This window comes from Bryobacter aggregatus MPL3, from assembly GCF_000702445.1.
Taxonomy (GTDB): Bacteria; Acidobacteriota; Terriglobia; order Bryobacterales; family Bryobacteraceae; genus Bryobacter; species Bryobacter aggregatus.
Map to the genome: position 1 here is coordinate 324,447 of NZ_JNIF01000003.1, position 12,357 is coordinate 336,803.

Genomic DNA, 12,357 nt, shown 5'->3' on the forward strand with positions numbered 1-12,357 from the left:
ATGACTGCTCCTATCGCCAAGACCCTGCCTCATGAACTGGAGGCCTTTGGCGACATTCGCCAGGACCCGTACTTCTGGATGCGCCATCGCGAAGACCCGGACGTTCTCGCTTATGTCCAGGCTGAGAACGCTTATACCGAAGAGACGATGCGCCCGCTCGAAGGTCTGGTAGACACGGTCTATCAGGAGATCCTCGGCCGTCTCAAACAAACAGACAGCAGTGTGCCGGTGCGCGATCGTGGGTATTACTATTACTCGCGCACGGTCGAAGGCCTGCAGTATCCAATCAGCGCGCGCAAGAAAGCTTCGCTCGAGGCAGCAGAAGAAATTCTGCTCGACCAGAATGAGATGGCGGCGGGGCATCCGTTCTTCTCCGTGGGGGCCTCGACGGTGAGCCCTGACAGCAGGCTGCTTGCTTACTCGACGGACACGACGGGCTATCGCGAGTACACGCTGCGCATCCGCGAGATTGCGACAGGCCTCGAGTTGCCCGATAGCATCGCACGGACTTCCGGTATTGTTTGGGCCGAAGACGGCAAGACGATCCTGTACACCATGCAGCAGCCGCAATCCAAGCGTGCCTATCAGCTTTGGAAGCATGAATTGGGCCAGCCGTCGAGCGCAGATGTCCTGCTTTACGAGGAGAAGGACGAGCGCTTCCAGATTGGAATCGGCAAGACGCTGTCGAAGAAATTCCTGGTGCTCACCATCCAATCCGGGCTCACTAGTGAGATGCGATATGTCGATGCGAAGACGCCGGAGGCACACTTTCAAGTGTTGATCCCGCGGCGCGAAGGCATCTCCTATCACGCCTCGCACCACAACGAGCACTTCTACATTCGTATCAACGATCAAGGCCGCGACTTCCGCGTGGTGCGCACCCCCGTCTCCAGCACAGCAGAACAGAACTGGGTGGAAGTGATCGCCGCGCAGAAGGGCCGCTATGTCGAAGGCATGATCTTGTTTGCCAACTATGCCGCGTACCTGTTGCGCGTGGATGGACTGCATACCTTACGCATCGTCCACCTGGCAGACAATACCTCGCACGACATCCAGTTTGAAGAGACGGCCTATAGTTTGCATTTCGGTGCGAATGCCGAATTCGACTCGCAGTTGCTCCGCTTTGGCTATTCCTCGATGGTGACGCCGCAGTCGACTTTTGATTACGACATGCAGTCGCGCGAGCGGACCTTGCTCAAGCAGCAGGAAGTGCTCGGCGGTTATGATCCGGGAGCCTACGCGGTGGAACGGGTTCAGGCAACCAGTGCCGATGGGACGGTGGTGCCGATCAGCATCGCCTACAAGAAGGGCTTCGTCAAAGACGGACAGGCCCCCTTGCTGTTATATGGCTATGGCGCCTATGCAATTCCGATGGATCCAGGATTTTCAGCAACGCGCCTGAGCCTGCTCGATCGTGGGTTTGCCTATGCAATCGCCCATATTCGAGGTGGCACCGACCTGGGCTATAGCTGGTATGAAGACGGCAAATTACTCAAGAAGAAAAACAGCTTTCAGGACTTCATCGCATGTGCCGAGTTCCTGATCGCAAAGAACTACACCAACCCGAAGCAATTGGTGATCGAAGGCGGCAGTGCGGGTGGACTGCTGGTGGGCGCGGTTATGAATGAGCGGCCCGAATTGTTCCAGGCGGTGATTGCTGGTGTGCCTTTTGTGGATGTCGTCTCGAGTCTGCAGGACAAGAGTATTCCTCTCTCCACCACTGACGCCGATGAGTTTGGCGACCCGGAGCAGCAGGAATTTTACGAGTACATGAAGTCATACTCGCCTTATGACAATGTGCGGCCAGTGGCCTATCCGAACCTCTATGTCTTTGGTGGTATGAACGATTCCCAGGTGGTGTATTGGGAACCGGTGAAGTGGGTGGCCAAGCTGCGAGCTCATCAGCAAGGCAGCAATCAGATCCTGATGCATATGAATATCGATGCGGGCCATGGAGGAGCTTCCGGCCGCTACGATCGCATGAAGGAACTCGCGAGAAGTTATGCGTTTGCGATTGCGGCAGTGGGCCGCCACCAATAAAAAATGCCGGGCTCTGGGAGCCCGGCGCAATCAGGTTGGAGAAACAAACAGGATGAGATTGAGTTAGCTCCGCCGCTGGCGGTAAGCAGCCACGGCAAGGAGTCCCGCGCCCATCAGGGCGTAGGTACCGGGCTCAGGAACGCTCGAACCGGGATCGTAGAACAGACTCTGCTTGCCAGTGGTCTGGCCATCGAGCACCATCAGCTGCGTGGTCTGCGTCCAGGTGCTGAGTTCGGTTTTCCAGGTGTAAATTTGTGCAGCGACATCGGAGTCACTCACCTTCACGTCCCCCGCATGCAGGTTGAAGGGGTTCGACTGGTTCACATCATCAATGTATTCCCAGATCATGAACTGGAAGGCAGCAGACTTGGTGGCGCTGGTCAGCGATTCCGCAAAGGCATTGGCCCAGAGCAGTTCCACTGCATGGACGACGTTTGCACTATAGCCAAGATCCGCGAAGGCCACCAGATTGAAAGCGCCACCCGGCAAACCGGCGTCAGAAACCGTAAGAGGCAAATTGGGATCGGCACAATAGGTGAGCAACGGTAGATAGGGTCCGTTCGGGTTGGAGAAGCTCATCTCCAAAGAAAAGACACCCGCCGGCGTTGTCTCGGCACCGATGGTGCCCTTCTCATTCAGAACGGTGTCTTCCCGGAAGTAGCCTCCCGGCTGGTTGTTTCCATCCACTCCACCCTCAGCGTCACGGACGTACACCGTAATCGGGGTTGCCTGGCTAGTTTTGCTCCAGATCAGCAGCAGGCTGGCCGCAAGGAGCAGGAGTTTGAGTTGGATGCGCATGTCGTTTACAGCTTCGAGTTTAGAAGCTGAAACGTGCGCAATCTGTAGGACAAAACGAGGTGTCGTACTGCAACGAAGCGCCTGCCCGCGATGGACTGGAGTACCAGTGGCTTCTAGTACTCTGCGCTATCCCAGAACTCCGTCCAGGAAGCTCAACATCTCCTGCTGCTTGCTGAAGTTGCCATTCGCGGCCTCGATATTGAAGTACCGCAGACCTCGGGAAGCGGACAAGACAGAAAAGCTTCCATCATCGTCCCGTACCGTGTTTTGGAGAACGATGTTGAAGGGCCCCTTGGACGCAGCTTCAAAATCAGCCTCATTCGTAGCCAGCATGAACTCGTGAGGGTGATCTTTGTCGGGCATCGACACCCGGTCGCTGATGGGAACTTCGTCGGCAATGCTGTAGCCATCGGAGTTGTTGTGCATCGCGATCATAACGCCGTCTTTGGGTGGCGCAACAAGCCTGAGGAAGCGGCTGCGATCGCGATCCAGCAACGCCATTGCCGCAGCAAGATGGACCGACGATTTGTTGGAATTGTAGCGTTCGAGACTCTTGCGCGCGCCCTCGACAGTGAACATGCGATTGGGATCGATGCTGCATTCGCCGACCGTCACCAGACGCTTGGAGCCGATCACCAAAAAGTATTCTCCCTTGTGCGTTTTTGCATGTTGGAGAAGCACCTGACGCGCGGTGGACTCATTCCCGTGAATGTGGAGATAGTGCCGTTTGGGATTGCCATTTCGGATCACATCAAACGGAATCCCACCCATATCAATCCGTTTCGAAACAGCGCTCAAGAGGAAGGCGCGACGGCTGGAGACCCAAGATGTTGCTGCCATACTGATAAAGGAAAGCTACCATGTCCGTTCCTCATGATGAACTGAACCCTTTGGAGGCAGCCGAAGCACGATTCGATCTTGCTGCCGAGGCACTGAACCTGAATGAAGGAATGCGCAAAGTGTTGCGCTCCCCTGCAAGAGAGGTCATCATCCATATTCCGGTGGAATTGGACGATGGACGGCTGGAAGTATTTACTGGATATCGCATCCAACATTCCATCGCGCGCGGCCCGGCCAAGGGCGGTATTCGCTATGCGCCCGACGTCTCGCTCGATGAAGTGCGTGCGCTCGCAAGTTGGATGACCTGGAAGTGCGCCGTGGTGAATATTCCCTTCGGCGGCGGCAAGGGTGGCGTCATCTGTGACCCCACGATTTTGTCCGACCGCGAGTTGGAACGCATCACCCGCCGCTACACGGCTGAGCTGATCGATGTGATTGGCCCGGAGAGTGATGTTCCGGCGCCAGACATGGGCACCAACCAGCAGACGATGGCCTGGATTATGGACACCTATTCGATGCACAAGCGGCATACCGTGAACGCGGTGGTCACCGGGAAGCCGGTGGATCTCGGTGGCTCCCGTGGCCGCACGGAAGCGACCGGGCGCGGGCTCATGATCGTGACCCTGGAGGCGCTCAAGAAGTTTGGCATCGCACCTGGTGAGGCGCGCGTGGTGGTGCAGGGGTTCGGCAACGTCGGCGGACAGGCGGCCCGTCTGATGTCGAAGGCGGGGATGAAGATCGTCACGCTGATCGAGTGGGATGGCGCCGTTCACAACGCGGAAGGTCTCGACATTGAAGCGCTGATAGCGCATCGCAAACAGACCGGGTCGATTGTCGACTTTGCCGGTGGTACGAACGTCGACAAAACAGAAGCGCTGTACACCGAATGCGACGTCCTGGTGCCGGCCGCGAAAGAGAATGTGATCACCTCAGCGAATGCGGACAAGATCCGGGCGAAGATCATCTGTGAGGGAGCGAATGGACCGACAACCGCATTGGCGGACCCCATCCTCAAGAAGAGCAACATCTTCATCATTCCGGATATTCTGGCAAACGCCGGCGGAGTCACCGTATCTTATTTTGAGTGGGTACAGGATCGCCAGGGCTTCTTCTGGAATGAAGAACTGGTCAACACCCGCCTCGAAGAGATTATGACGGCCAGCTTCCGCGATGTCGTGAGCTACGCCGAGAAACACGAAGTAGATAACAGGACTGCGGCCTATATGCTAGCCCTCGATCGTGTCGCTTTCACGATCCAGCAGCGTGGCCTTTACGCTTAATGACAGAAATTCAGTCAACGCCGCTGATGCGGCAGTATCATGCGATCAAGCAGCAGGTTCCGAATGCCCTGCTGCTTTTTCGTCTCGGTGATTTTTATGAGATGTTCTTCGAGGATGCCGCAACAGCAGCCCGGGAACTCAGCATTACCTTGACCGCCCGACATGGCACACCGATGTGCGGCGTGCCCTATCATGCCAGCGATGGCTACATTGCAAAGCTGATCCAGCGTGGGTATCGGGTCGCGATCTGCGAGCAGACCGAGGCAGCGGGCCAAGGCAAGAAGCTGGTCAACCGCGAGATCGCCCGCATCATTACGCCCGGAACAGCAACCGAAGCCAATGTTCTAAACGCGAAAGAGAACAACTATCTTGGCGCAGTGGGACGCGATTCGAAAGATCCGCTCCGTGCGGCGCTCGCCTATGTCGATGTGTCCACCGGCGAGTTCCGCGTCACGCTGCTGCCGGCCCACGAGGTCGCGCCGCTCGTCGAATCGCTGAACATCAAAGAGATTCTGCTGCCGGTGAAGGACCATACGCTGAGCGGCCTGCAAACAACGCTCGAGCCCTGGGTCTTCGACTATGAATATTGCGAACGGCTGCTGAAGGAGCACTTCAAGCTGCTCTCGCTCGATGGCTTTGGCATGGGCGCGCAACCGCTCGCCGTCTCTGCCGCGGGCGCACTGCTGCATTATCTGAAGGACACTCAGAAGGCCGCGCTCGACCATCTCGACCGGCCTGGTTACTATGAGCGCGGCGAGGCGATGGTGCTCGATCCGGTGACAGTGCGCAATCTCGAACTGGTGGACCCCATCTTCTCCTCAGACCTTGGGGGCGGCAAGAGCTCCACGCTGATCTCGGTGTTGGATGAGACGGTTACGGGCATGGGCGCACGTATGCTGCGGCGGCGCCTGCTGCGGCCCTCCGTCCAACAGAACGAGATTGAGGCGCGCCTTGATGCCGTTGAAGAGTTGCGCTCGGCGACGATTCCGCGAACCGGATTGCGCGATAAGCTGCAGGGCGTCTATGACATCGAAAGGCTGCTCGCCAAAGTTACGATGAACACGGCGGGACCGCGCGAACTGCTCGCCCTTGCCAAGTCTCTCAATCTGGTTCCCGCCATCCAGACGCCACTGCGTGGCTTTGGCGCCGCGCTGCTGCAACACTTGAATGCGCAACTGGTGGACCTGAGTGAGTTGCGCACCCGCGTACTGCAAGGCCTGAGCGATGAGCCGCCGGTTAGCATTGTCGATGGCGGCGTCATCCGCGATGGCGTGGACCCGGAGCTCGATCAACTGCGCGACATCCAACGCAACGGCAAGCAGTATGTTGCCCAGGTGGAGGTGCGTGAGCGCGAGCGCACAAATATCCAAAGCCTGAAGGTCCGCTTCAACAACGTCTTCGGCTATTACATCGAGATCTCGAAATCGAATCTCCATCTGGTGCCCAGCGACTATGACCGGAAGCAGACATTGGTCAATGCCGAGCGCTTCACCACTCCGGAGCTGAAGGAACTGGAAAGCAAAATCCTCGAAGCCGAGGAGCGAATCCAAACCATCGAGAAGCAGCTCTTTACGGAGTTGCGCTTGTTTGCCGCGAGCTTTGCTCTGGGTATTCGCCAGACAGCCACAGCGCTCGCGGAACTCGACGTGTTGCTGGCCCTCGCTGAGGTTGCCGTGAGCCGCCGCTATACGCGCCCGCGCTTCTCCACCAACAATGAGTTTCGTGTGGTGGGCGGGCGGCATCCGGTGGTGGAGAAGCTGGTGGAAGCGGACGCGGCACGCTTCATTCCGAACGATATCTTCCTCGATTCGTCGAAGTTTGTCGCCGTGATTACCGGGCCGAACATGGGCGGTAAGTCAACATATCTGCGGCAGGCGGCGATGATGTCGATCCTTGCGCAGATTGGCAGCTTTGTGCCCGCCGAGGAGGCGCTGTTGCCTGTCGTCGATCGCGTGTTTACGCGCATCGGCGCAGCAGACAATCTGGCGCGCGGCCGCTCCACCTTCATGGTGGAGATGACGGAAACCGCGCTGATCTTGAATACGGCTACTAACCGGAGTCTGGTAGTGCTCGATGAGATTGGACGCGGCACCTCAACCTATGACGGGCTCGCGCTGGCCTGGGCCGTGGTCGAATTTCTGCACCAGCGCGTTGGGGCGAAGACGCTGTTTGCCACGCACTATCATGAGCTCACGGTGCTTGAGGAGAACCTGCCGGGCGTGCGCAATTTGCATGTCTCGGTGAAGGAGGCGGGCGACCAGATCATCTTCCTGCGCAAGGTGGAACCGGGAGCGGCAGGCAAGAGCTTTGGTATCGAGGTGGCCCGGCTCGCCGCCCTGCCTGAGGTAGTGATTGACCGGGCGCGGCAGATCCTGGCGCTGCACGAAAAGCAGCAATTGACACCGCCCGGGGATCGGGCGCCCGAACCGATGCAGATCCAGTTGTTTGAACCGGTGGGCGGCAACATCGCCTCACGGATTCGAGCGCTGAAGCTCGATGATTTGCGGCCCATTGAGGCGCTGCAGATTCTGGCAGAATTGCAGAAGGAGTTGCAATAGTGCGTGTCGCGGGCGTGATGTCGGGAACTTCGCTGGACGGCATCGATGTCGCCGTGGTCGACATCGACTGGCCGAAGTTTGAGGTGGTGAAGTTCGCGAGCACGCCGTATACAAAGACGCTGCGGAAGAAGATTCTCGCTGTCTCGAATACGGACTGCCACACCCGCGACATTGCTCGCCTGCACTACGAACTCGCGGAATGCTACGCGGCTGCGATTGCTGCGCTTGGCGTTCCTGACATCGACTTGATTGGCTGCCATGGGCAGACGGTGTATCACGAGGGCCCGCGCTGCACGCTACAGCTTGGCGAGGGCGCGGTGATTGCCGAGCGGCTGGGCATTGAGACGATTACAAACTTTCGCGCGCGGGATCTTGCCGCGGGTGGGCATGGGGCGCCGCTGGTTCCCTTCTTCGACTGGATGATGCTGACGCGCCCGGAGATCCATCGCGTTGCGATCAACATTGGCGGGATCGCGAACGTGCATGCGCTCCCTGCCGGAGCCGCTGCCACTGAAGTGTTCGCCTTCGATACCGGCCCTGGCAACATGGTGATCGATCAGTTGACCGTGATCGCAACCAATGGCAAGCAGCAATATGATCGCGATGCGGTTCTGGGCCGCAAAGGGAAGCTCGATCACAGGTTGTTGCGCCGTTTGTTGCGTGATCCCTATTTCCGGAAGGCGCCACCGAAGTCTGCGGGCCGCGAGCAGTATGGGGAAGACTTTGTCGCGAAGCTGATTGAGACCGGGCTACCGCTTGTCGATCTGATCGCGACGGCGACGGCTTTTACGGCGGCTTCAATTGCCGAGGGCATCACGCGTTTTATTGTGCCCCACTTTGCGCCCGATGAGTGCCTGGTCTCTGGTGGCGGCGTCCACAATCCGCTGCTGATGGCCGAGTTACAAGGCTTGCTGCCGACGACTTATGTGCACTCGATCGATGATATCGGCATTCCGGCCGATGCAAAGGAAGCGATCGCCTTCGCGGTGCTGGCCGCAGCAACCAAACTTGGCATTCCTTCGAATCTCCCCTCGGCAACTGGAGCCAGGCATGCGGCTGTTCTGGGCCAGTTGCATCCTCGCTAGCCTCGCCGCGGCTGCAGAGCCACCACCCTGGATGCTGTGGGCCTGGGAGCAGCCGATGGATTTCAGCTTTCTGGCAGAGCGTAAAGACGTTGGAGTCGCCTATCTGGCAGCAACGGCTTTTGTCGATGCACGTGGGGTGAAGATCCGATACCGCAGCGCCGCGCTGACAATTCCAAAGAGTGTCTACCAGATGCCGGTGCTGCGCATCGAAGGGCGGGAGAAGCCGCAGGACAGCACCACACTGCTGCGAGCCTGCAACAGGCTTATCCGCGATGGCGGGGGCAAATTGCAGATCAATTTCGACGCGCCACCTGCACTGCGCCCGATCTATGGCGAGCTCATCACAGCGCTAAAGCGGATTCATGGGGCGAAGCTGTTTCTCTCGATGACCGTGCTAGCCGGTTGGTGTGAGCAAGCATGGTTTGCCAGTCTGCCCGCCGATGAGCGCGTCCCGATGTTATTCCGCATGGGACCCGCCGGACGGAGTGTCGTTCGGCGCTTAGAACAGCATCGTAAGTTTTCCTCACCGGCGTGTCAGAGAAGTTTGGGTTATTCCATTGATGAAGATCTTGCGCCACGCCATGGTCCCATACTTTGTTCGATCGTTACTCGCGCTCAGCGCATTGATCGGTCTCTATAGTTGGGCTTGTCCCTATCCCATCGCAGTCACGGTGCTGACCTTTGCCCGCCACCCGGATGTGCCGAGGCATCGCTACGCCGAAGGCCGCATTGTCCCGAGTTATGCACGGTCTTATCTGATCGTTGCCTATCGCTATTTTGCTGGCGTGGGGTTCAATGGCGGGGAGCAAGCGCAGGTACTGGCCTACTGGCAAGATCGCACACCAGAAAGGCCTTGGGATCGCACGGCACCGGATTGGGTGGAGAACTGGACGCGCGAGGCGGCCAAGGTCGATGGCATTAAGCAAGATCCGGAACAGTTTCGCCGAGATCGCAACCCTAACTCGCCAGCCTATGTCTTTTATCGGGCCGAGGATGCCTACCGCGTTGCCACCTTCACATTGCGGGACCGAATCCAGCGAGTGGGAGTGAAGTCGCCTTACTTGCGGAGCTGGCTTGCCGGACAGCAAGTTGCCTTTGAGGAAGCAACCGATTGGCCTGCGCTTCCGAACGGGAGTCCGAAGTGGTTGGTACAGGATCGGGCCGATCAGAAAGCTGCCGCCTTGTTCTATGCAGGAAAGACGGAGGACGCGGCGCGAGCCTTCCGCGAGATTGCCGCGGACTCGACTTCTCAGTGGCGCATCCTCGCTCGCTATCTGGTGGCCCGCAGCTATGTCGTTGGTGCGCAAGGGGATGCGAAGTTTGGCCCTCAGGGCGAAGCGGAAATCCGCGCGATCCTGAGCAATCCTGCGCTGGCTCAGATCCACAGCGTCGTGAAGGTGTTGCGACGTCGAAACGCATTGACCACCGATCCGATGGCAGTAATGGACGATCTTGCACAGACCGTGGTGAAGCCGCGAGTCGACCTAAGCTTGCGGCAAGATATTTGGGACTATCTCCATCTCTATGATGCCGTCGAAGAACGAAAGCCAGACCGCCAAAATCTCGATTTGGACCCAAGAACCACGCAAAAACCTTGCGGCACCGTTACCAGAAAAGGTGCTGAACTACCCAGAGGCAAAGTTCTTAAACGAATCCGCACCTCTTGAGATTCTTGCCGAGTTGGCCTTGGCCCCGAGCCTGCCTCGCATGATGGCTGTTGAGTTCCAGCGGGTCGCCCTGATGTGGGCTCTAATCTTGCGCCAGGATCAGTATCAACTTCCTCTTGCCGAGGCACTCATTCGGTCCCGTCCGAACTACGCTGCCGCGCTGACGGCGGCGATCGCAGCGCCGACAGCAGAGGAGCGCTACCACGCATTGATGGCGTTTACGATTCAGCAGCCGGAAATTCGCCCCTACTTCCTGGCGGCTTCAGGCCGCGCCGTTCCCGATGGAAAGATCGACGATTATCGAGACAATTTCTGGAGTCCATATCGGGTAGGCGTGGACTGGTACGGAGATCAAGGCGCATGGAATGCCTGTCCAGGGAGTCCTCAGGGAGTGAAGTTTCGCTTGCTGAATGCCGTGCAGAAGGCTGAGGGGAAGAAGGAATTCGCGGCAATCCAGGCCATTGGAAGTGCAGCAGACTTTTACGGCAGCTATGCGAGGTCCCGTGCAGACCATGGCCCCTTACTTTTGGACCATGCCATCCGTGTGTCACGGTATTCGCGCGTGCCTCCTTCCGCAGAGAAGAAAGTGATCGAGTTATGGCAGATGCTGATGCGGAAGTACCCGAAGTCGCAGAGTGCGAAGAACTGGCAGTCCGGCTACAGCTATAACAGGACATGGTTCGAGGCGAGTGAGGAGAAAGGACTCGCGAACGAGTATAACTTCTTCCCCGGAGTCGCGTGCCGCTACACCAGCTACTTCTAGCGAACAGGCTCAAAACTGACGGAGGAGTCAGCGCGGACGCGGCGGAAGTCTTTGGCTTCGAGAGCCATGGTGACCACTCGCTTGTAAGCACCAAAGAGGACCTGCACCAGAAACTCCGTCCCGTAGGTCTCGGGGAACCAGACGCCAGGAGCCACCCGTTTATAGGTGGCAGAGAAGCCAGATTGCTTCAGGTTCGTCCCAAACAGCGTTCGGACCACAAAGGGAAACTTGGGCGCAAGGCGAGTTTGAATCTGGAGCGGATGGAGATCCTCTACATCGATCAGCGCTTCGCCCGCCCAGGGGTGACTGAGATTCGGGCCAGATCGCGCGGAGAAAGCGACTCGATAGATATCCCGATCCCGAAAGCGTTCCCTTCCAAGGAGACTGAAGCTGTAGTGCTCCAGCGCTTCTGGCAGAAATGGGAAGAGACCGGGGATCACACCGTCGCGACTGTTTTCTTCTGACGTGAACATGCCTGCCAGAATTGCGGCAATGGCTGCGTCGCTGCGGTGATGCTCTGGTAGCTTGGCATCTGGCTCCAAGTAGGAGATGTATTGATTCCCCTTGCGGTAGCGTCCGGAATGCCGGGTCAATTTCTTCTCCGTACGAGTTCCTGTAGGGGTTACGGAGTATTCTCGCTGCTCTTCTCGCGCCAGTTTCCCGTCGCTGCGGTGGAGACGAGTGAGGATCGTTTCGGTATAAACGTATTCTCGCCGCAGTTCCGGACCGCGGGCGAAGTTTTCCGCAACCTTCGAGAGGATCTCGTCAGCCGGCGGTTGGGCCAGCAGGGGAAGACTGAGTAGCAGGAGAGAACGAAACATAGTCTTAACTCCAGTACGAAGGAGCGAGACCAACGGTGGCAGAAAATCGCAGAGGCCCGTGAAAGGATACGATCGTGAGCCGAGTCCAAGTCATCTTTACGCTCGGCGCGGCTGTATGAACAAACGCAGGCAATTGCCAAGTAAAAGAGCAGTGGCTCAGCAAGATGCAGACACTGAGCCGTCAGCTGCGAATCGAAACACCGGAGGATGCCAAATCCTCCTCCATCAAAAGAAGAGATCGCCTCACAGCATTGATGATCGAGAAACTCACCAGACACACCACCGAGGAGCTATCAGGTGATGCTCCAAATCTGGAGGGTCTTCGTCGCGACAGCTTCTCTTCTCGCGCGCGGAGGCGGCTACGCGCTGGACACAAAAGCAGTCCTCGAGGGTTATCGAAGACAGCTCAAGGGTGAACACTCATGGCACAAGAGGGAGATGAGTTTAGCCAGCATGGCCTAGTAGTGGAAAAGATCAGTTCCGAGTATCAGTGCCATCGTTGGTT

At 57.9% G+C, this 12,357-nt stretch carries 10 protein-coding genes; 7 read left to right on the forward strand and 3 right to left on the reverse strand.

Annotated elements, in window-relative coordinates; genetic code table 11:
* Positions 1–2,040, forward strand: coding sequence for a S9 family peptidase (locus M017_RS0101835; protein WP_031495342.1), 2,040 nt, complete (start codon positions 1–3; stop codon positions 2,038–2,040).
* A gap of 63 nt (positions 2,041–2,103) precedes the next feature.
* Here M017_RS0101835 and M017_RS0101840 read toward each other — a convergent pair whose 3' ends face one another.
* Entirely contained in the window at positions 2,104–2,838 is a 735-nt protein-coding gene (locus M017_RS0101840) for a PEP-CTERM sorting domain-containing protein (RefSeq protein WP_031495344.1), read from the reverse strand.
* Positions 2,839–2,964: 126 nt separating this feature from the next.
* Positions 2,965–3,678 carry a hypothetical protein gene (locus M017_RS0101845; protein ID WP_035957604.1) on the reverse strand — a complete coding sequence of 238 codons (714 nt, stop codon included), beginning with the start codon at positions 3,676–3,678 and terminating at the stop codon, positions 2,965–2,967.
* 20 nt (positions 3,679–3,698) lie between these two features.
* Here M017_RS0101845 and M017_RS0101850 point away from each other — a divergent pair, with 20 nt between their 5' ends.
* Genes M017_RS0101850 through M017_RS0101875 form a run of 6 tightly spaced genes read left to right on the forward strand, consistent with a single transcriptional unit; the run spans position 3,699 to position 11,031 of the window.
* Positions 3,699–4,958 carry a Glu/Leu/Phe/Val family dehydrogenase gene (locus M017_RS0101850; protein WP_031495346.1) on the forward strand — a complete coding sequence of 420 codons (1,260 nt, stop codon included), beginning with the start codon at positions 3,699–3,701 and terminating at the stop codon, positions 4,956–4,958.
* Positions 4,958–7,516: a DNA mismatch repair protein MutS gene (gene mutS / locus M017_RS0101855; protein WP_031495348.1), complete on the forward strand. Its 2,559-nt coding sequence runs from the start codon at positions 4,958–4,960 to the stop codon at positions 7,514–7,516. Before M017_RS0101850 ends, mutS begins: the two co-directional genes overlap by 1 nt.
* Positions 7,516–8,601 (forward strand): anhydro-N-acetylmuramic acid kinase, encoded by a 1,086-nt coding sequence (locus M017_RS0101860; protein WP_051669429.1) that lies wholly within the window; start codon positions 7,516–7,518, stop codon positions 8,599–8,601. The genes mutS and M017_RS0101860 overlap by 1 nt, the downstream gene beginning before the upstream one ends.
* Entirely contained in the window at positions 8,567–9,241 is a 675-nt protein-coding gene (locus M017_RS0101865; protein ID WP_031495352.1) for a hypothetical protein, read from the forward strand. Before M017_RS0101860 ends, M017_RS0101865 begins: the two co-directional genes overlap by 35 nt.
* Positions 9,159–10,268 carry a hypothetical protein gene (locus M017_RS0101870; RefSeq protein ID WP_238325785.1) on the forward strand — a complete coding sequence of 370 codons (1,110 nt, stop codon included), beginning with the start codon at positions 9,159–9,161 and terminating at the stop codon, positions 10,266–10,268. The genes M017_RS0101865 and M017_RS0101870 overlap by 83 nt, the downstream gene beginning before the upstream one ends.
* Positions 10,219–11,031 carry a hypothetical protein gene (locus M017_RS0101875; protein WP_155121169.1) on the forward strand — a complete coding sequence of 271 codons (813 nt, stop codon included), beginning with the start codon at positions 10,219–10,221 and terminating at the stop codon, positions 11,029–11,031. The genes M017_RS0101870 and M017_RS0101875 overlap by 50 nt, the downstream gene beginning before the upstream one ends.
* Here the strand turns inward: M017_RS0101875 and M017_RS0101880 are convergent.
* Positions 11,028–11,852: a hypothetical protein gene (locus M017_RS0101880; protein ID WP_031495355.1), complete on the reverse strand. Its 825-nt coding sequence runs from the start codon at positions 11,850–11,852 to the stop codon at positions 11,028–11,030. The two genes, M017_RS0101875 and M017_RS0101880, sit on opposite strands and share 4 nt — an antisense overlap.
* Positions 11,853–12,357: the final 505 nt, after the last annotated feature.